Source organism: Streptomyces sp. NPDC031225 (genome assembly GCF_055570355.1).
This window is the reverse complement of sequence record NZ_JBVIHJ010000002.1, coordinates 268,642-287,349: the sequence shown is the minus strand read 5'-3', so window position 1 is coordinate 287,349 and position 18,708 is coordinate 268,642. Positions and strand designations below refer to the sequence as shown.

The 18,708-nt window shown below is 68.1% G+C and carries 15 protein-coding genes; 14 read left to right on the top strand and 1 reads right to left on the bottom strand.

Annotated elements, in window-relative coordinates; all coding sequences use genetic code 11:
• Positions 1-57 precede the first annotated feature (57 nt).
• The 10 genes from secY (at position 58) to truA (ending at position 7,518) form a co-directional block, all read left to right on the top strand.
• Entirely contained in the window at positions 58-1,371 is a 1,314-nt protein-coding gene (gene secY, locus ACZ48Z_RS04130; RefSeq protein ID WP_468734226.1) for a preprotein translocase subunit SecY, read from the top strand.
• Positions 1,371-2,033 (top strand): adenylate kinase, encoded by a 663-nt coding sequence (locus ACZ48Z_RS04125; RefSeq protein WP_468734225.1) that lies wholly within the window; start codon positions 1,371-1,373, stop codon positions 2,031-2,033. The genes secY and ACZ48Z_RS04125 overlap by 1 nt, the downstream gene beginning before the upstream one ends.
• 126 nt (positions 2,034-2,159) lie before the next feature.
• Positions 2,160-2,996 carry a type I methionyl aminopeptidase gene (gene map / locus ACZ48Z_RS04120; protein ID WP_468734224.1) on the top strand — a complete coding sequence of 279 codons (837 nt, stop codon included), beginning with the start codon at positions 2,160-2,162 and terminating at the stop codon, positions 2,994-2,996.
• Between the two features lie 153 nt (positions 2,997-3,149).
• A complete protein-coding gene (infA, locus tag ACZ48Z_RS04115) occupies positions 3,150-3,371 on the top strand; it encodes a translation initiation factor IF-1 (protein WP_003948620.1) in 222 nt (73 codons plus the stop codon).
• A 57-nt stretch (positions 3,372-3,428) separates the two neighbouring features.
• The gene (rpmJ, locus tag ACZ48Z_RS04110) at positions 3,429-3,542 is read left to right on the top strand and encodes a 50S ribosomal protein L36 (protein ID WP_003998809.1); all 114 of its coding nucleotides are present in this window, start codon (positions 3,429-3,431) and stop codon (positions 3,540-3,542) included.
• A 207-nt stretch (positions 3,543-3,749) separates the two neighbouring features.
• Positions 3,750-4,130: a 30S ribosomal protein S13 gene (gene rpsM / locus ACZ48Z_RS04105; protein ID WP_328749708.1), complete on the top strand. Its 381-nt coding sequence runs from the start codon at positions 3,750-3,752 to the stop codon at positions 4,128-4,130.
• 70 nt (positions 4,131-4,200) lie between these two features.
• Positions 4,201-4,605 (top strand): 30S ribosomal protein S11, encoded by a 405-nt coding sequence (gene rpsK, locus ACZ48Z_RS04100; protein ID WP_003956432.1) that lies wholly within the window; start codon positions 4,201-4,203, stop codon positions 4,603-4,605.
• A gap of 292 nt (positions 4,606-4,897) precedes the next feature.
• Complete coding sequence (locus ACZ48Z_RS04095; protein WP_003966937.1) at positions 4,898-5,920, top strand: DNA-directed RNA polymerase subunit alpha; 1,023 nt, start codon at positions 4,898-4,900, stop codon at positions 5,918-5,920.
• 84 nt (positions 5,921-6,004) lie between these two features.
• Positions 6,005-6,523, top strand: a complete 519-nt coding sequence (gene rplQ, locus ACZ48Z_RS04090) for a 50S ribosomal protein L17 (protein ID WP_468734223.1) — start codon at positions 6,005-6,007, stop codon at positions 6,521-6,523.
• 140 nt (positions 6,524-6,663) lie between these two features.
• Positions 6,664-7,518 carry a tRNA pseudouridine(38-40) synthase TruA gene (truA, locus tag ACZ48Z_RS04085; protein ID WP_468734222.1) on the top strand — a complete coding sequence of 285 codons (855 nt, stop codon included), beginning with the start codon at positions 6,664-6,666 and terminating at the stop codon, positions 7,516-7,518.
• Between the two features lie 30 nt (positions 7,519-7,548).
• On the opposite strand, the gene ACZ48Z_RS04080 is transcribed toward truA, so the two are convergent.
• Positions 7,549-11,892, bottom strand: coding sequence for an Ig-like domain-containing protein (locus ACZ48Z_RS04080; protein WP_468734221.1), 4,344 nt, complete (start codon positions 11,890-11,892; stop codon positions 7,549-7,551).
• 391 nt (positions 11,893-12,283) lie between these two features.
• On the opposite strand from ACZ48Z_RS04080, the gene ACZ48Z_RS04075 reads away from it, so the two are divergent.
• Genes ACZ48Z_RS04075 through ACZ48Z_RS04060 form a run of 4 tightly spaced genes read left to right on the top strand, consistent with a single transcriptional unit; the run spans position 12,284 to position 18,655 of the window.
• Positions 12,284-13,876 (top strand): glycosyltransferase family 2 protein, encoded by a 1,593-nt coding sequence (locus ACZ48Z_RS04075; protein ID WP_468734220.1) that lies wholly within the window; start codon positions 12,284-12,286, stop codon positions 13,874-13,876.
• Entirely contained in the window at positions 13,873-14,922 is a 1,050-nt protein-coding gene (locus ACZ48Z_RS04070) for a glycoside hydrolase family 26 protein (RefSeq protein WP_468734219.1), read from the top strand. Before ACZ48Z_RS04075 ends, ACZ48Z_RS04070 begins: the two co-directional genes overlap by 4 nt.
• Positions 14,919-16,853 (top strand): ArnT family glycosyltransferase, encoded by a 1,935-nt coding sequence (locus ACZ48Z_RS04065; RefSeq protein WP_468734218.1) that lies wholly within the window; start codon positions 14,919-14,921, stop codon positions 16,851-16,853. The genes ACZ48Z_RS04070 and ACZ48Z_RS04065 overlap by 4 nt, the downstream gene beginning before the upstream one ends.
• On the top strand, positions 16,850-18,655 hold the full coding sequence (locus tag ACZ48Z_RS04060; protein WP_468734217.1) for a glycosyltransferase family 39 protein: 1,806 nt from the start codon (positions 16,850-16,852) through the stop codon (positions 18,653-18,655). Before ACZ48Z_RS04065 ends, ACZ48Z_RS04060 begins: the two co-directional genes overlap by 4 nt.
• Positions 18,656-18,708: the final 53 nt, after the last annotated feature.

The window sequence follows — 18,708 nt, the reverse complement described above, 5'->3', positions numbered from 1 at the left end:
GTCGAACCTCAAGACCGTCACCCTTGACGCAGTAGCGCGGGGGTCGCAGGAGGCACCGTGCTCACCGCGTTCGCCCGGGCGTTCAGGACACCCGACCTGCGCAAGAAACTGCTCTTCACGCTCGGCATCATCGTGGTGTACCGCGTGGGTACCCATGTCCCGATCCCGGGTGTCAACTACACGGCTGTCCAGCAGTGTGTGACCGAGGCCTCCGGCAACCAGGGCCTCTTCGGCCTGGTCAACATGTTCAGCGGTGGCGCGCTGTTGCAGATCACGATCTTCGCGCTCGGCATCATGCCGTACATCACCGCGAGCATCATCCTGCAGCTGCTGACCGTGGTCATCCCGCGTCTCGAAGCCCTCAAGAAGGAGGGCCAGGCCGGTACGGCGAAGATCACGCAGTACACCCGCTACCTGACGGTGGCCCTCGCCATCCTCCAGGGCACAGGTCTGGTGGCCACCGCGCGCAGCGGCGCCCTCTTCGGCACCTGCTCGGTCGCCAGCCAGATCGTCCCGGACCGCGCGATCTTCACCACCATCGTCATGGTCATCACGATGACCGCCGGTACGGCCGTCGTCATGTGGCTCGGTGAGCTCATCACCGACCGCGGCATCGGCAACGGCATGTCGATCCTGATGTTCATCTCGATCGCCGCCACCTTCCCGTCCGCGCTGTGGGCCATCAAGAAGCAGGGCACCCTCGCCGACGGCTGGATCGAGTTCGGCACCGTCATCGCCGTCGGCCTGGTCATGGTCGGCCTGGTGGTCTTCGTCGAGCAGGCCCAGCGCCGCATTCCGGTGCAGTACGCGAAGCGCATGATCGGCCGTCGTTCCTACGGCGGTACGTCGACGTACATCCCGCTGAAGGTCAACCAGGCCGGCGTGATCCCGGTCATCTTCGCCTCGTCGCTGCTCTACATCCCGGCACTGGTGGCGCAGTTCTCCGGCGGGACCTCCAGCTGGAAGACGTGGATCGAGACGAACCTGACCAAGGGCGATCACCCGATCTACCTGGTCAGCTACTTCTTGCTGATCGTTTTCTTCGCCTTCTTCTATGTCGCCATCTCCTTCAACCCCGAAGAAGTAGCCGACAACATGAAGAAGTATGGTGGCTTCATCCCGGGCATCCGGGCTGGCCGACCGACCGCTGAGTACCTGAGTTACGTACTCAACCGGATCACCTGGCCGGGTTCGCTGTATCTGGGGCTGATCGCTCTTGTACCAACGATGGCGTTGGTCGGGTTCGGGGCAACCGGTAACTTCCCGTTCGGCGGGACCAGCATCCTGATCATCGTGGGTGTGGGTCTTGAGACGGTGAAGCAGATCGAGAGCCAGCTCCAGCAGCGCAATTACGAAGGGTTCCTCCGCTGATGCGTATCGTCCTCGTCGGGCCGCCGGGTGCCGGCAAGGGAACGCAGGCCGCGTTCCTCGCCATGAACCTGTCGATCCCGCACATCTCCACGGGCGACCTGTTCCGCGCCAACATCAGCCGGCAGACGGACCTCGGCAAGCTCGCGAAGTCCTACATGGACGCGGGCAACCTGGTTCCGGACGAGGTCACCATCGGGATGGCCAAGGACCGCATGGAGCAGCCCGACGCGGTGAACGGCTTCCTGCTGGACGGCTTCCCGCGCAACGTCTCGCAGGCCGAGTCGCTCGACGAGATGCTGCAGACCGAGGGCATGAAGCTGGACGCGGTGCTGGACCTCGAGGTACCCGAGGAGGAGGTCGTCAAGCGCATCGCCGGCCGCCGGATCTGCCGCAACGACTCGGCGCACGTCTTCCACGTGTCGTACAAGGCTCCGAAGCAGGACGGCGTCTGTGACGTGTGCGGCGGCGAGCTGTACCAGCGCGACGACGACTCCGAGGAGACGGTCCGCACGCGGCTGGAGGTCTACCACACGCAGACCGAGCCGATCATCGACTACTACAAGGCTCAGGGCCTGGTGGTCACGATCTCGGCGCTCGGCAAGGTGGAGGACGTCACCGGCCGCGCCATGGAGGCGCTCAAGCGCGAAGGCGACGCCGCGTAGCGGTTTTGCCGAGTACGACAGCCGCGGTCCCCTTTCCAGGGGACCGCGGCTGCTGTGTGGGTGCACGTATCGTTGAGGGCGCCCATCCCCTGCAGGTTTCCCCGGTTCCAGAAAGGCTCCCGCCGCATGGTGCAGATCAAGACCCCCGAGCAGATCGCCAAGATGCGCGAGGCGGGGCTGGTCGTCGCCGCCATCCACGCGGCGACGCGTGAGGCCGCGGTGCCCGGGGCCACGACCAGGGATCTCGACCAGGTCGCGCGCAAGGTGCTCGCGGAGCACGACGCGAAGCCGAACTTCCTGGGGTACGGCGGTTTCCCGGCGACGATCTGCACCTCCGTGAACGAGGTGGTCGTCCACGGCATCCCGTCCGACGATGTCGTCCTCAAGGACGGCGACGTCATCTCCATCGACTGCGGCGCGATCATCGACGGCTGGCACGGCGACGCCGCCTACACCGCCTTCGTGGGTTCGGGCCACGCTCCGGAGCTGATCGAGCTCTCCCGGGTGACCGAGGAGTCCATGTGGGCCGGCATCGCCGCGATGAAGCAGGGCAACCGGCTCGTGGACGTCTCCCGGGCCATCGAGACCTACATCCGCCGCCAGCCGAAGCCCGGCGGCGGCCGCTACGGGATCATCGAGGACTACGGCGGCCACGGCATCGGCACCGAGATGCACATGGACCCGCACCTGCTGAACTACGTGGACCGGCGCCGGGGAAAGGGCCCGAAGCTGGTCACCGGGTTCTGTCTGGCGATCGAGCCGATGGTGTCCCTGGGCACGCCGCGCACGGAGGTCCTCTCCGACGACTGGACCGTCATCACGACGGACGGAACGTGGTCGTCGCACTGGGAGCACTCGGTGGCGCTGACCGACGAGGGCCCGCTGGTCCTGACGGCTCCGGACGGCGGCAGGGCGAAGCTGGCCGAGCACGGCGTCACGGCCGCACCCGACCCGCTGGCTTAACGATCTACGCTGCGGGGCATCCTTCCTCGATTCGTCTTTCCGGGTGCCCTGACGTAGACTGACTCGTCGGCTCTCGTGCACCCGCATGCCTGCATGCGCCCCTGAGGGGGAAGCAAGTGAGTCGATCAAGGTAGTCGATTCGAAGGGCGAAGCGTGGCCAAGAAGCAAGGTGCCATCGAGATCGAGGGCACTGTCGTCGAGTCTCTTCCGAACGCAATGTTCAAGGTTGAGCTCCAGAACGGCCACCAGGTCCTGGCGCACATCAGCGGCAAGATGCGTATGCACTACATCCGTATCCTCCCTGATGACCGGGTCGTGGTGGAGCTGTCTCCGTACGACCTCACGCGTGGCCGGATCGTCTACCGGTACAAGTAGATCTTGCCCGCATCCCGCTGCGGCGGGGTGGTGGCACTGACCCGGAGAACCTCACTAATGAAGGTCAAGCCGAGCGTCAAGAAGATCTGCGACAAGTGCAGGGTGATCCGCCGTCATGGTCGGGTCATGGTCATCTGCGAGAACCCGCGCCACAAGCAGCGCCAGGGCTGATCGCACACAGGCCACACCCTCTGCCTTCGCAGAGACTTCGCGCGACGCGAGCTGAATTGTAAATACGTGGAGCCCGGACACCTGGTGTCCGACACCCTCGGTTCGGAGGCCGAGGACCCGGTCCGTACCAAATCTTCCCCAGGGGAGAGGACGGCGGCTGGGAGCTGGTTCTGCGTCAGACCTCCGAAGATCAACTGGAGCCATTGAATGGCACGCGTTTCCGGTGTTGACATCCCGCGCGAAAAGCGTGTGGAGGTCGCCCTGACCTACGTGTTCGGTATCGGTCGGACTCTGTCCCAGCTGACGCTGGCCGAGACCGGCATCGACCCGAACACCCGCGTTCGCGACCTCTCCGAGGAGCAGCTCGTCGCGATTCGTGAGTACGTCGACAGCAACATCAAGACCGAGGGTGACCTCCGCCGTGAGGTCCAGGCCGACATCCGCCGCAAGGTCGAGATCGGTTGTTACCAGGGTCTCCGTCACCGTCGTGGTCTGCCCGTCCGTGGTCAGCGCACCAGCACGAACGCTCGTACCCGCAAGGGCCCGCGTCGCGCCATCGCCGGCAAGAAGAAGCCGGGCAAGAAGTAGTCCTCAGCGGACAACGCTTCATCAGCGGTCTTCGCTGTAGGACCGACCACCTCCCCGTAGGAGTTAATAGATGCCCCCCAAGGGTCGTCAGGGCGCTGCCAAGAAGGTGCGCCGCAAGGAAAAGAAGAACGTCGCTCATGGGCACGCCCACATCAAGAGCACGTTCAACAACACGATCGTCTCGATCACGGACCCCTCGGGCAACGTGATCTCCTGGGCCTCTGCCGGCCACGTCGGCTTCAAGGGCTCGCGCAAGTCCACCCCCTTCGCCGCGCAGATGGCCGCCGAGTCGGCCGCCCGCCGCGCGCAGGAGCACGGCATGCGCAAGGTCGACGTCTTCGTCAAGGGTCCCGGCTCCGGCCGTGAGACCGCGATCCGCTCCCTCCAGGCCACCGGCCTCGAGGTCGGTTCGATCCAGGACGTCACGCCCACCCCGCACAACGGGTGCCGTCCGCCCAAGCGTCGTCGCGTCTGACGCGCTGGTTCAGGTCGGCGCGGCTGTCGGCTGGGGGTGTGGGGGTCGCCCCCCACACGGTGCAGCACGGGTGCCGTCCGCCCAAGCGTCGTCGCGTCTGACGCACTGGCTCCGGGCGGCTCGGCTGCCGTCCGCAGGCGCTGCCGCGTCTGAGGCCAGGTTGTCTTGAGGGTGTGGGCGGTACGGCTCTTCGGGGCGGTGCCGCCCGTACTCTTGCAGTGCTCGTCCCTTTTGCCGGGGACGGTTCCGTCGGGCGTCAAATAGCGGGCGTCCACGAGAGAAGGATCCACACATGCTGATCGCTCAGCGTCCCTCGTTGACCGAAGAGGTCGTCGACGAGTTCCGTTCCCGGTTCGTGATCGAGCCGCTGGAGCCGGGCTTCGGTTACACCCTCGGCAACTCCCTCCGCCGTACCCTCCTGTCGTCGATTCCCGGTGCTGCTGTCACGAGCATCCGGATCGACGGTGTCCTGCACGAGTTCACCACCGTGCCGGGCGTCAAGGAGGACGTCACCGACCTGATCCTCAACATCAAGCAGCTGGTCGTCTCCTCGGAGCACGACGAGCCTGTCGTGATGTACCTGCGCAAGCAGGGTCCGGGTCTGGTCACCGCCGCCGACATCGCGCCTCCGGCCGGTGTCGAGGTCCACAACCCCGACCTGGTCCTTGCCACGCTCAACGGCAAGGGCAAGCTGGAGATGGAACTGACGGTCGAGCGTGGCCGCGGTTACGTCTCCGCCGTGCAGAACAAGCAGGTGGGCCAGGAGATCGGCCGTATTCCGGTCGACTCCATCTACAGCCCGGTGCTCAAGGTCACGTACAAGGTCGAGGCCACGCGTGTCGAGCAGCGCACCGACTTCGACAAGCTGATCGTCGATGTCGAGACCAAGCAGGCGATGCGTCCGCGTGACGCCATGGCCTCCGCCGGTAAGACGCTGGTCGAGCTGTTCGGTCTCGCCCGTGAGCTGAACATCGACGCCGAGGGCATCGACATGGGCCCGTCTCCCACGGACGCCGCCCTTGCCGCCGATCTCGCGCTGCCGATCGAGGAGCTGGAGCTCACCGTTCGGTCCTACAACTGCCTCAAGCGTGAGGGCATCCACTCCGTGGGTGAGCTCGTGGCACGCTCCGAGGCCGACCTCCTCGACATTCGCAACTTCGGTGCGAAGTCCATCGACGAGGTCAAGGCGAAGCTGGCCGGCATGGGCCTGGCCCTGAAGGACAGCCCGCCCGGATTCGACCCCACGGCCGCCGCCGACGCCTTCGGCGCCGACGACGACGCGGACGCGGGTTTCGTGGAGACCGAGCAGTACTGATCGGTTGATGCCGGTGAGCAGCCGCTCGCCGGGTTCCTGACCCCGGTACCTGATACGGCCGGGGCAGACACACAGGAGAAGAAGATGCCGAAGCCCACCAAGGGTGCCCGTCTGGGCGGCAGTGCCGCGCACGAGAAGCTGCTCCTCGCGAACCTCGCGAAGTCGCTGTTCGAGCACGGCCGTATCACCACGACCGAGGCGAAGGCGCGCAAGCTGCGTCCGTACGCCGAGCGTCTGATCACCAAGGGCAAGAAGGGTGACCTTCACAACCGCCGTCAGGTGCTCCAGGTGATCACGGACAAGAGCGTCGTGCACACGCTCTTCACCGAGATCGGCCCGCGTTACGAGAACCGTCCCGGTGGCTACACCCGTATCACCAAGATCGGTAACCGTCGTGGCGACAACGCGCCCATGGCTGTCATCGAGCTGGTCGAGGCGCTGACGGTCGCGCAGCAGGCGACGGGTGAGGCCGAGGCCGCCACCAAGCGTTCCGCCAAGGACGCCGAGGCTGCTCCGGCCGCCGAGGAGACCAAGGTCGAGGAGACCGAGGTCGTCGAGGACGCCAAGCCGGCTGAGGCCGACGAGGAGTCCAAGGACGCGTAAGCGTCTGCCCGGGTTCTGTCCGCCTGCGGCCGCGGCTTCGTCGTGGTTGCTCGCGCAGTTCCCCGCGCCCCTTCAGGGCGTCGGCGGGTCCGTTCCTTTCGGGGGCGGGCCCGCTTTCGTGTTGCTGAGAGGATCTCTGGGTGAGTGACGAAGTAGCTGCCGGGTATGTCCGCGTCCGCCTCGATCTGTCGTATGACGGGACCGAGTTCTCCGGCTGGGCCAAGCAGGCCGGGGGACGGCGGACCGTGCAGGGGGAGATCGAGGACGCGCTGCGGACCGTGACGCGGTCCGGGGACGTGACGTACGAGCTCACCGTGGCGGGGCGCACCGACGCCGGGGTGCATGCGCGGGGGCAGGTGGCGCATGTGGATCTGCCCGAGGAGCTGTGGGAGGAGCACCGGGAGAAGCTGCTGAAGCGGCTTGCCGGGCGGTTGGCGAAGGATGTGCGGGTGTGGTCGCTGCGGGAGGCTCCCGCCGGGTTCAACGCCCGGTTCGCGGCTCTGTGGCGGCGGTACGTCTACCGGGTGGGGGACCAGTCCGGTGGTGTGGACCCGTTGCTGCGCAACCATGTGCTGTGGCACGACTGGGAGTTGGACATCGCGGTCATGGACGCCGCCGCCAAGTCCCTCGTCGGGGAGCACGACTTCGCGGCGTACGCGAAGAAGCGTGAAGGGGCGACGACGATCCGCGAGATCCTCGACTTCGGGGTGCGGCGGCGCTCGGACGGAGTCGTGGAGATCGAGGTCCGGGCCGACGCCTTCTGCCACAACCAGGTGCGGTCCATGGTCGGCGCGCTGCTGTTCGTGGGGGACGGGCACCGGGGTGCGGAGTGGCCGCGGAAGGTGCTGGACGCGGGTGTCCGGGACAGTGCCGTCCATGTCGTACGGCCGCACGGGCTGACGCTGGAGGAAGTCGGTTACCCCGCCGACGAGTTGCTGGCGGCGCGGAGCAAGGAAGCGCGGAACCGGCGGTCGTTGCCGGCGGCCGGTCGCTGACCGGCCGCCGACGTAGGACCGCAGTCGGGGTCACTGCCTGACGGTGAAGTACTGCCAGGCGCCCCAGGTGTCGAGGTTGGTGTTGTCCCGGCTGCTGTGCACGTACTGCGCGGCCACCCGGTACCTGTTGTTCAGCCCGTTGGTGAGGGACATTTTCTGGCGGCCGGTGCTGCTGGAGCTGAGGGCCGCGCAGGCCGAGGTGCTCTGCGTGTGCCAGGCACCGCTGTAGTACCGCTGCACCCGGAACTTGACGCACTGCCCGGCCTTGTTGGGCGAGACGGTGACGTCGAGCTGCTCTGTGGCGGTGCGGTGGTACACCCGGTAGAGGGTGCTTCCGGTGGTCGTGCTCGTGTAGTAGCCGGACAGCTTCTGGGTGACCCCCGCGTAGGTGTGCACCGCACGGGCGGCGGTCTTCGGGGCGTACCGGTAGTCACCCGTGAACACCGCGCTGAAGGTGGTGTTGCGGGTGAGCTTGTACGACGCCGTCAGATCGCCGTGGGAGTCCACCGCCCCGGACTTCACCAGGACCTTCGTGCCGCTGTACGGCTGAGCGTAGATCGACACCGTACGGCTGTTGTAGGTCGTACCGAGGTGTGCGGTGATCTTCGCGGACTGACCGTAGTTGTAGGTCGAGTGGTCCGTGGTGACGGTCAGGGACGTCGAAGCCCGGGACACCTGGACGGTGGCGGTGCTGCTGCTGGACTTGTGCGAGGCGTCACCGCCGTAGGACACCTTGTAGGTGTTGGCGCCGCCGATCTGCGGGGTGTCCTTGAAACTGAACGAACCGTCCGTGGCGAGCTTCGCGTCGGCGAGCGCGACACCGGAGGTGTGCCCGAGGTCGGCCTTCGTCACCTTGACGACCTGACCGGTGGTGAAGGGCCTCCCCGAGATCTGGCCGGACACGGTCAGCGCACCGGCGCGCGGGGCTGTGCCCGGTGCCGTCAGGGTGAGCGTGACGGGGAGCTTGGCCACCTGGACGAGTCCGGTGGCGCTCGCCGCCTCGTGGGTGTCGTCGCCCGCGTAGCTCGCGCCGTACGTGTACGTGCTCTCCGCCGACGGGGTGTCGGTGAACGTGAAGGAGCCGTCTGCCCTCGTCGTCACGTCGGGCAGCGCGGTGCCGTTGCGCGTCACCTTGACGACCTGGCCCGGGGCGAGCGCCGCGGCCGAGGTCAGGGTGCCGGTGACGGTCAGGGACCGGCCCGGGACCGCCGTCGCCGGTGCGGTGAGCTGGAGCGAGGTCGCCGCCCTGGGTTCCGGTGCCGCAGGTGCCTCGCTGACGACCGGTGCGCTGATCGTCTGCACGTCGGGGCTGTCGGCGGTGCCGCCGGAGAAGGCGAGGAGCGCGCTGGAGGGCAGCGTCGGTGTCGCGTCCACCACCTGTGTCCCGTCGATCCGGACGTACAGATGGCCGGCGTCGATCTGGACGTCGATCTGGTGCGTGCCCTGGCGCAGGGCAGTGGTGAGGGGGACCACCGACTGGTAGTCGATCGCCGACGAGCCGGCCGAACTGCGGCCCACGCCCACGAAGTTCATCGCCTGGAGCGTGTTGTTGAAGCCGGTGCCGAATGCGATCACCGTGCCCGGCCGGCCCGCGATGCCGAGGCCGTCGCCGTTCGCGCCGAGCGCCGAGGCGGAGTTCTGGGCCGGGTCGAGCAGCGAGAGCGTCATGCCCTTTCCGCCGGTGCCGGGACCGAACTTCGCGGTGAAGGTGGCCCGCAGACCGTCGGTGCGCAGCGCCTTGCCGTACACCGCCGTGCCCGCCTGGTAGTCGGTGGCCGGGGTCAGCTGGACGCCGCCGCCGTCGGCGGGCACCGCCGAGCCGTTGGTCTGCCACTGTCCGTCGGCGACCGAGGTGGTGGTGGCGGTGCCGGTACCGGTGCCCTTGATCGGCACGTACATGGCGCCCTGGGCGTTGCCGTTCTCGTCGGTGCCGGTGCCGGTGACCTCGTAGAAGGCGTTCAGGTCCGCCGCCGATCGCGGGGTGAACGTCACGGTCTGCACGGCGGTCTGCTCGGGGCCGATGACCAGGCCCTCCGACAGCTGCACCGGGCTGTTGAAGTCACCCGTGGGCGCCTTGGCCTTCGTCACCTTCACCGGGATGTTGCCGGTGTTGGTGATCGTGAACGACAGCGACCTGGAACTGCCGATCGGGACCTGTCCGAAGTCCAGCGCGTCGGTGGAGAACTCCAGGTGCCCCTGCCCGGTGATGGCGGTCGCGGTGATCGGCACGCTCAGTGTGTGCGTGGCGCCGCCGCCGCTGCTGGTGAGCACGAGGGCGTCGCTGTCGTCCTGGTCGCTCTCCGGCGCGTAGGCCACCGAGAGGACGAACGAGCCGCCGGCGGGCACGACCGTGCCCGTGCTCGGCAGCCCCGAGGCGGTGAAGGCGCCGCCGGGTGCGGAGATCGAGTCGATGGTCTCCGGCTCGGTACCGGTGTTGGTGACCTGGAGGTTCCGCGTCGAGGTGCTGCCGGTGGGCACCTCCCCGAAGTTCAGGGCGCCGGGTGCCGCGCCGAATCCTGGTCGGGTGCCGACGCCGTGGAGCGCGAAGACCAGCTTCTGGCCGTCCGAGAGGTTCGCGGTCAGGGTGCCGTTGATGCCGCCGGTGGTGGTCGGGGCGAAGGTGATCGGCACGTCCAGGGTGGCGTCCTGCGCGAGCGCGGTGGGCTGGTCGGGGGTGGGCACGGTGGACGGGTCGACCGAGAACGCGCCGGAGGCCTTGAGCCCGGTGATGCTGACGTCCTGGGTGGCCGTGAGCTTCATCGCGGCCGAGTCGCTGCTGCCCGTGGCGACCTGGCCGAAGTCGAGGGAGGCCGCGGTCAGGGCGGTCCTGGCGGGGCTGCCGAAGCCGTAGAGGACACCGTCGCGGGTGCCGACGTACACCTTGCCGTGGGCTGCGGTCGGTGTGCTGAACTTCGTCGCCGTGCCGATGGGCGCGGACCACAGCAGCTGGAGCAGACCGTTGCCGTCGGGGGTGGGGCTGTAGGCGCGCAGGGTGCCGTCGGCTCCGGAGGCGTTGCTCGCGGCGGTCATCCACACCAGGGCGCTGGACTCGTCGTCGCCGTTGGAGGTGACCAGGGGGGAGCCGCTGGTGTAGCCGAAGGTGTCCTGGCTCTGCCCGGTGAGGGTGAGCGCGGGCGTACCGCCGTTGCGGACGCCGTACTTCAATGCGCGCAGCGGGCCCTGGTTGCCGACGACGTAGACGTAGCCGCCGTCGCCGCCCCAGAACGCGGGGTGTCCCCACATGCCCTGGTAGGGGCCGGACACGTTCACCGCGGCGTCGCCGCCCTGGGGGCCCTGGCCCATGCCGCCGAGGTTGTCGCGGTCGAGCAGGAAGATGCGCCCGTCCTTGCCCTGCTGGATCAGCAGGTGGGGGTGCTCGCTGGTACCGAAGCCGTCCGGCAGCGCCATCGGGGCGCCCGAGGAGATGTCCTGGTCGGTCAGGTCCAGGGTCGCGGCGTCGCTGGGGCTGAAGAAGTCGGCGGTGCTGAGGCTGTTGTCCGCGCCGACCTGGAGACGTACGACGGACTCGGCGAGAGTGCCCTGAACGGTCTTGCCCGGTCCGGGCGCCGGGCTGATGCCGTTGCCGGTGCTGAAGAAGATCCGGCCGGAGCCGTCCGAGACCAGTCCGCCGCCGGACTGCCAGATGCCGGCGCCGCCCGTGCTGGCACCGGTCACCGTGGCCCACATGGAGGTGATGCTGTGCTGGGCGGTGCTCACGCCGACCACGTAGCCGCGGTACGGCCACGCGTCGCAGTGGCCGCCGAAGCCCGCGTAGACGACGCCGTCCATCAACAGCAGGCCGGGGCGCTGCTGCTCGTAGAAGGCGTCGAAATCGTTGCCCGGGTCGTTGACGGGGCTTCCGGCGATGGTGACCGGCCAGCCCGCGCGCTCGGCTCCGGACGCCGGGTCCACCGCGTGCATCAGCCACTTCGGGTGACGGTGCGTGGAGGTGCCGTCGTCGACCTTGGTGGTGAAGTAGAGGGAGCCGGTGGCGGAGTCGTAGACGGGGGTCGCGGTCGCGCCCACGTTGGGCACCAGGTCACCGCAGCCGATCGCCGAGGCCGGCCACGCCGGTCCGTAGTTCTTGCTCCACTCGATCGCACCGGTCGTACGGTCGAGGCCGTACAGGGTGTTGCTCTCGGTGACCGCGATCACCTGGTCGCCCAGCACCAGCGGCTGGGCGTATATCTGCCCGTCCAGCTTGGTGGCGAAGAGCCGGCCGAAGGCGGAGGACTGGACGACGGCCGGGGAGAGCGCCGACTCGTCCTGGTCCCAGTTGGTGCGCAGGTTGTCGACGCCCTGGGTGGTCTGGTCTGCCTGGGCCGTCAGCAGGCCGATCGTCGTGCCGATCAGCGCCGCAGTGGCCACGGCCACGACGGCGAAAAGACGTCTGCGTCGCCGGTCGCGGTGACGGCCACCGCGTGCGGGCATGGAAAACCCGGGCAAATCGGGACCCCCCTCTGGTGTCCGCGCCCGGAACGGTCACAGGTACGGCACAAACGTGAAGACTAAGTGGTTGTTCCTATCACCAGTTGGCCCGATTGTGCACTGCGGGGTGCGCATCGCGTCGAGATCGTCATCCGTCTCGGCTGTGCGGCATCGCTGCTACCCCTGTGACCCGTGATGAAACCATCGCTTAACAAGAAAGTTGAGGCGTAAAGCGAAAAGCCGGTTATGCTTTCGCGGTCCGGTCGAGAGTTCGATTTATGGGGATGGCCGAACATTCGGGTGAGGTAGGCAGGGCCGGGCGGCCCTGGGGGGTTTGATGACTAGTGCAGTTGACGCTTCCACGCGCTCGCGTCGGCGTCGGCGGGTCGTGGAGAATCACGGGCTCCTGCCGCAGCCGCCGGACGACGTCGAGAAGTACTCCTACACGCGCCGCCACCTGTGGGTTCTGACGGTGGGCTCGCTGATCAGTTTCGCGTGCCTCGGGGTGAGCCAGCTCCTGTTCACGGCGTCGAGTCCGTGGTTCTGGCTGACACTGCCACTGCTGGCGTTCATCATCGCGGACTACCTGATCTCGCTGTACCTCGACGGGCTCAGCAAGGACTTCGACGTCAAGGGGCACAAGCGTCTCGTCCGCGAGTGGCGGCCGGCCAGGTATCCGAGCGTGGACATCTTCCTGCCGGTGTGCGGGGAGCCGCTGGAGGTGCTGCACAACACCTGGGTGCATGTGAACCGGCTGGCCGGCAGCTATCAGGGCGTCGTGAGGACGTACGTCCTCGACGACGCCGCCGAGGACGAGGTCGGGGCCATGGCCGCCGACTTCGGGTTCCACTACGTGGTGCGGCCCAACCGCGGCTGGTTCAAGAAGGCCGGCAACCTCAACCACGCCTTCGAGAGGACCGACGGCGACCACATCCTCATCCTGGACGCCGACTTCGCGCCGCGCGCCGACCTGCTCGACGAGCTGCTGCCGCACATGGACGCCGACGAGAAGGTCGCCATCGTGCAGTCGCCGCAGTTCTTCCGCATCGTCGACGCGCAGAACTGGATCGAGCGAGGCGCGGGCGCCGTGCAGGAGCAGTTCTACCGCTCCGTCCAGACCTCCCGTGAGGACCATGACGGGTCCATCTGTGTGGGCTCCTGCGCCATCTACCGGCGCGCGGCCCTGGAGCAGACCGGCGGCATCACGCTGATCGAGCACTCCGAGGACATGTACACCGGCTTCGATCTGCGGGCCCTCGGCTGGAAGCTGCGCTACGTGCCCGTAGCGCTGTCCGCCGGCGTGTGCCCGGACACCGCCGGTGCGTTCCACAACCAGCAGTACCGCTGGTGCATGGGCTCGCTGGAACTGCTCACCAGCAAGCGGTTCTGGGAGATGGACCTCAAGTTCAAGACGCGGCTCTGTTACGTGTCGGGGTTTCTCTACTACCTCCAGACCGCGCTCGCCACGTTCATCGCGCCGATCATCCCGCTCGGTCTGATGATCCTTCGCCCGGACCTGATGCGAGCCGAGGCCACCCTCTGGGTGCTGCCGAGCGTCGCGTACGTCACGCTGGTGCTGCCGCTCTGGCACCGGGCGCCGTACCGGCTGGAGGCCTGGGCCGTCCGCATCATGTACGGGTGGTCGCACGTCTTCGCCGTCTGGGACGTGCTGCGGGGCCGCCCGATGGGCTGGAAGCCCACCGGTTCGGCGGGCGCCAAGAAGAACGGCATGCGCCGCTACTGGAACTGCATGATCCTCTGGACCGGCGGCACCGCCGTGGCCTGGATCCTCGTCGCGGCCTGGCGCCTGCTCACCCTCTATCCGCCGGACTTCGCGCTGATGCTGTCCGCCGGCCTCTTCTACGCCATGGTCGTCGGCCGTGTTCTCGTCCAGCCGCATGCCCAGGAAGTGCAGGAAGCGACCGCATGACTTTCTCCGTACCCCAGGTACGAGCTCTGCGTCCTGTGCGGGCGCTGGCCGCCGTCCTGCTTGCCGGCGTGCTGTCGGCCGGATGCAGCACGTTCTCCGACGAGGGTCGCGCCCAGTACGAGCGCGGCCAGGGCGAGCAACCGGCCGCCACCGGCACGGCCGAGGCGACCGGGTCGGCGAAGCCCGAGCCGCCGTACGACGTACGGCCGCTGCTGGAACCCAAGAAGAAGTACCTGGGGCTGGCCGCCGACGGTGCCCCCGCCAAGATGACGTCCGTCCAGGACTTCGCCAGGCGGGCCGGCAAGAAGCCCAACCTGATGGAGTTCTACTCGGCCTGGGGCGACCAGTACGAGCAGCGGCTCGTGCGGAACTCCTGGGACTACGGCGCGGTGGCGTTCATCGCCTGGGAGCCGTTCAAGACGAGCATGAAGGACATCGCCTCGGGCAAGCAGGACGCGTACATCCACGAGTACGCGCAGTCCGTCAAGGAACTGAACCTGCCCGTGGCGATCAGCTTCGCGCACGAGATGAACGGCTTCTGGTACCCGTGGGGCACCAAGAAGACCACCGCGGCCGAGTTCACCGCCGCGTACAAGCACGTCCACGACATCTTCGACGACGAGGGCGCCACCCAGGTCATCTGGGTGTGGAGCCCGAACGTCACCCACCCGATGCCGAAGGTGAAGCTCAAGCCGTACTGGCCGGGCGACGAGTACGTCGACTGGGTCGGCGTCATCGGCTACTACGGGGCCACAGGGCCGAGCACGTACCGGACGCTGTACGGGCCGACGATGACACAGATCCGTACCTTCACGAAGAAACCATTCATCATCGCGGAGACCGCCGCGCAGGCCGGTGAGCGCAAGCCCGCCGACATCAAGTCCCTCTTCCAGGGGACCGCCGAGCGCGACGACGTCATCGGGTTCGTCTGGTTCAACTTCGACAAGGAGACGGACTGGCGCATCAACAGCGGTCCGCTGTCCGAGAAGACCTTCAAGGAGCAGGCCGCGAACCCGGACTTCGGATTCGATGTGACGAAACCATGAGCGATCCGACCACGCCCACATGGGCGGACGAGTCCGAGTTGCACGACGAATACGCGTACGGGCAGCAGTACAGCCAGACCGACCAGCAGCAGTACGGTCACACCGAGGACAGCGGGCGGCGGTACGCGCAGCGGGAGAGCCTCAGGCAGTACGCGCAGCAGGCCCAGACCCGCCCCCAGGCGCAGCCGGCCCACTCGCCGGACCAGGAACAGGCCGGCGGCTACCAGCCCGGCTACTTCACCGAGACCGGCAGCTGGCGCTTCGACGTCCACGGCCGGACGTCCTCGTACACCGACCAGCAGGCGTACGACACCTTCGCACCCTTCGACCCGTACGCCTCCTACACCGCCGTCGAGCCCGAACGGGCGGCCCCCGCGGCCGTGGAGCCCGAGCCGAAGAAGCCCGGCTACACGCTGCCGCCCGTCGCGGAGTCGTCGTGGGCCGTGGACACGCGGCGCAGCAAGCTGCTCGGGCGCGGGGTGCTGCTGTGCATTCTGCTCGTGCAGGCGGGGCTCTCCCTGCGGCTGACCGGGACGGCCTTCCAGGACGAGGCGCTCTACATCGCGTCGGGCCACTACGAACTGGCCAACCTCCTGCACGGCACCAAACTGCCGGTGGACTTCGCGGCCTACTTCTCCGGGCACCCCAAGCTGTATCCGGTGCTGGCCGGCGCCGTGGACAGCCAGTTCGGCCTCGCCGGCGTACGCGTGGTCAGCCTGCTGTTCATGCTGGGTGCCACCACGCTGCTTTATTCGCTGACCCGGCGGCTGTTCAACCTGCGTGCCGCACTCGGCGCGGCCGCGCTCTTCTCGGTGCTCCAGTCGACGATGGTGCTCGGCAACTTCGCCACGTACGACGCCGCTGCCATCTTCCTGCTCGGACTGTCCGCCTGGGCGGTGGTGCGCACCGACCGGATGAATGCCATGGCCGTGCTGCTCGCGGCACCGCCGGCCGCACTGGCGTTCGGCGTGAAGTACGCCTCCGGTCTGTACATCCCGACCCTGGTGGTTCTCGCAGTGATCACCGCGCACCGGCACCGCGGCGTTCGCGCGCTGAGCCGTGGTGTGGTGCTGGGTACGGGCATCGCGGCCCTGCTCGGGATCGGCGCCTACTTCTCCGGACCGCTGGGCGGCATCAGCTCCACCACCACCGACCGTGCGAAGGGCACGGACACGGCGGCGACGATGCTCCAGCACAGCGCGGAGTGGGGCGGGCTGGTCTTCCTGGCCGCGCTCGGCGGCACGATCGCCTACGTGCTGCGCGCGCGGATGGGTGAGATGCCGTGGATCGGCGGCGAGACCTCGGGGCGCTGGCGGCGCACCGCGCTCGGCCTGCTGCTGACCGGCACCGCGCTGCTCGCTCCCGCCTACCAGATCCACCTCCACACCGAGATCTCGCTCTACAAGCACGTCGGCTTCGGACTGTTCTTCGCCGCGCCGCTGGCCGGCCTCGGTATGGCCCGCCTGGTCGGCCCGCACTTCCGGCATCCACAGCTCGGGATCCTGCTGTACGTCGTCACCCTCGTGTTCGGCATGGTGCAGGCCCAACAGGCGTACAGCTTCCCGGACTCCACGCAGATGACCTCGTACCTGCGCACGGTTGTCGACAGGAAGGGCACCTACCTCGCCGAGGAGCAGGAGGTCCCCGCCTACTACCTGCGGGACAAGACCAACTGGACGCAGTGGCAGAACTCCTACTTCATGGACTACCGCGGCAAGGACGGTAAGCAGTACACCGGCCCCGACGCGTTCCGGCAGGCCGTCCGTGACGGAAAGTTCGACGCGATCGTGATGCACGGCAATGTCAGCCCGGTGACGTACGAAGCGGTGCAGGAGGGGTTGAAGGACAACTCCCACTACCGGCTGGCGGCCGTGTTCCCCTACACCACGAGCAGCGGAGAGCACGCCTACCGGATTTGGGTGAAGCGATGAGTCCCCATGCCCCCGCTCCGTACGGTGGCGGGTACCCCGACGCCCCGGGCGGCCACGATCCCTACGCGGAACAGGGCGCCCACGCCGGGCAGGGCACGTACGCCGGAGGCCAGGGCGGCTACGCCGACCCGGGCGCGTACGGCGCTCCCGGTCAGTACACCGATCCGGGCGGGTATCCGGGCAGGCAGGACTCGTACGCTCCCGAGCCCGCCGCTCCGGAACCGGTCGACCCGCAGTCACCCGCGGACGAGCCGGCCGACGAGGAGCCCGAGGGCCCGAAGGGCGGGCGGCTTGCCACCGCGGTGGTCTTTCTGGTGCCCACGGCGCTCGCCCTCGCCCTGATCCTGCGCGGGATCGGTGACCGCCAGCTGTGGCGCGACGAGCACGCCACCTGGTGGGCGGCCACACTGTCCTTTCACGACCTGAGCCTGCTGATCCGCTCGATCGACGTCGTGTTCACGCCGTACTACGTGCTCATGCACCTCTGGATCGCCCTCGCCGGGGACTCCCCGACCGCGATGCGCATCCCCGGTGCGGTGGCCATGGCGGCCTCCGCGGGCCTGCTGGCCCTGCTCGGGCGGCGGCTGTTCACCACACAGGTGGGACTGCTCGCGGGGCTTGCCTTCGCCGTCGTGCCGGTCACCACGCGGTACGGGCAGGAGATCCGCCCGTACGCCTTCGCGGTGGCCGCGGTACTGCTGTCGACACTGCTGCTCGCCAGGGCGCTGGACAAGCCGTCGTTCAAGGTGTGGGTCGCCTACACGCTGTCGGTGCCGCTGATCGGCTGGAGCCACCTGGCCTCGATGGCTGTCCTCGGCGCGCATCTGGTGATGATCCTCATCGCTCGGCGGGACGGCGACAAGATCGTGGGCTGGGCCTATGCCGCGGCCTGCACGCTGGGCCTGTGTTTCGTCCTTCCCACGGCGATCTCCGGCTCGGGGCAGAGCGGACAGATCGCCTGGAACAATCCGGTGCTGAAGGACCTGATCGACTTCCCCAAGAACCTCTTCGGGGCCTGGGCGGTGGCCGTGCCGGTCATGGCGCTCGGCGCGCTCGGGCTGTTCTTCGCGGGACGGCGTGCCCTTCCGCTGGCCGTCTGGATCGTGCTGCCGCCCCTGGCGACCTACGCCACCGCCGCACAGCTGCACCTCTTCCTGCCGCGCTATCTGCTCTTCACCGCGCCCGCCTGGGTACTGCTCGCCGCCGTCGCCGTGGTGCGGATCGCAGGACCGGTGGCCGGGGCGAAGGCCGGTACGGGAGCGGCGGCGCGGCGAGGCTTCGGCTGGGTGCTCGTGGCGGCAGCGGTCGCCGCGATCGCCTTCCAGTCGCTGCCCGGCATCCGTGAGACGCGGCACAACGCACTGGGCGAGCCCGATTTCCGCGGCGCCGCCCAGCTCATCGAGGCCGGGCAGAAGAAGGGCGACGGCATCGTCTTCAGCGGTGTGATGTCCGAACGCCGTGCCATGGACTACGAACTGCGGGACGACGCCGGCCGCCCGCGCGACTCGCTGATGTACCGCACCCCGCAGGAACTGGGGTCGTTCGGGGCGCTCGAATGCCCGGATTCCGCGAGGTGCCTGGCCAAGGCCGACCGACTGTGGCTCGTGTCGACGACGCTCGACGGGCAGCCGTTCAGCGGCATGCCGAAGACGACGGCGACCGTGATCCAGAAGAGCTTCAAGGTCGTGAAGACCAAGAAGCTGCAATACCTCCAGCTCGTGCTCCTCGAGAGGACACGCGCGGCGACGGACGACCCGTCCAAGGACGAGGACGACGCCGCCAAGCGCAAGGTGCATGCCTGAGTTGGGTTCCGGACGCGGGACGACCCGCGTCCGGCGGGGGGAGCAATCAATTG

Excerpts from the sequence above, each read along its gene's own strand:
- ACZ48Z_RS04075 (WP_468734220.1), top strand. The coding sequence starts at position 12,284 with ATGACTAGTGCAGTTGACGCTTCCACGCGCTCGCGTCGGCGTCGGCGG.
- ACZ48Z_RS04060 (WP_468734217.1), top strand. The coding sequence starts at position 16,850 with ATGAGTCCCCATGCCCCCGCTCCGTACGGTGGCGGGTACCCCGACGCC.
- ACZ48Z_RS04125 (WP_468734225.1), top strand. The coding sequence starts at position 1,371 with ATGCGTATCGTCCTCGTCGGGCCGCCGGGTGCCGGCAAGGGAACGCAG.
- ACZ48Z_RS04070 (WP_468734219.1), top strand. The coding sequence starts at position 13,873 with ATGACTTTCTCCGTACCCCAGGTACGAGCTCTGCGTCCTGTGCGGGCG.
- map (WP_468734224.1), top strand. The coding sequence starts at position 2,160 with ATGGTGCAGATCAAGACCCCCGAGCAGATCGCCAAGATGCGCGAGGCG.
- rpsK (WP_003956432.1), top strand. The coding sequence starts at position 4,201 with ATGCCCCCCAAGGGTCGTCAGGGCGCTGCCAAGAAGGTGCGCCGCAAG.
- ACZ48Z_RS04095 (WP_003966937.1), top strand. The coding sequence starts at position 4,898 with ATGCTGATCGCTCAGCGTCCCTCGTTGACCGAAGAGGTCGTCGACGAG.
- ACZ48Z_RS04065 (WP_468734218.1), top strand. The coding sequence starts at position 14,919 with ATGAGCGATCCGACCACGCCCACATGGGCGGACGAGTCCGAGTTGCAC.
- rpmJ (WP_003998809.1), top strand. The coding sequence starts at position 3,429 with ATGAAGGTCAAGCCGAGCGTCAAGAAGATCTGCGACAAGTGCAGGGTG.
- rplQ (WP_468734223.1), top strand. The coding sequence starts at position 6,005 with ATGCCGAAGCCCACCAAGGGTGCCCGTCTGGGCGGCAGTGCCGCGCAC.
- rpsM (WP_328749708.1), top strand. The coding sequence starts at position 3,750 with ATGGCACGCGTTTCCGGTGTTGACATCCCGCGCGAAAAGCGTGTGGAG.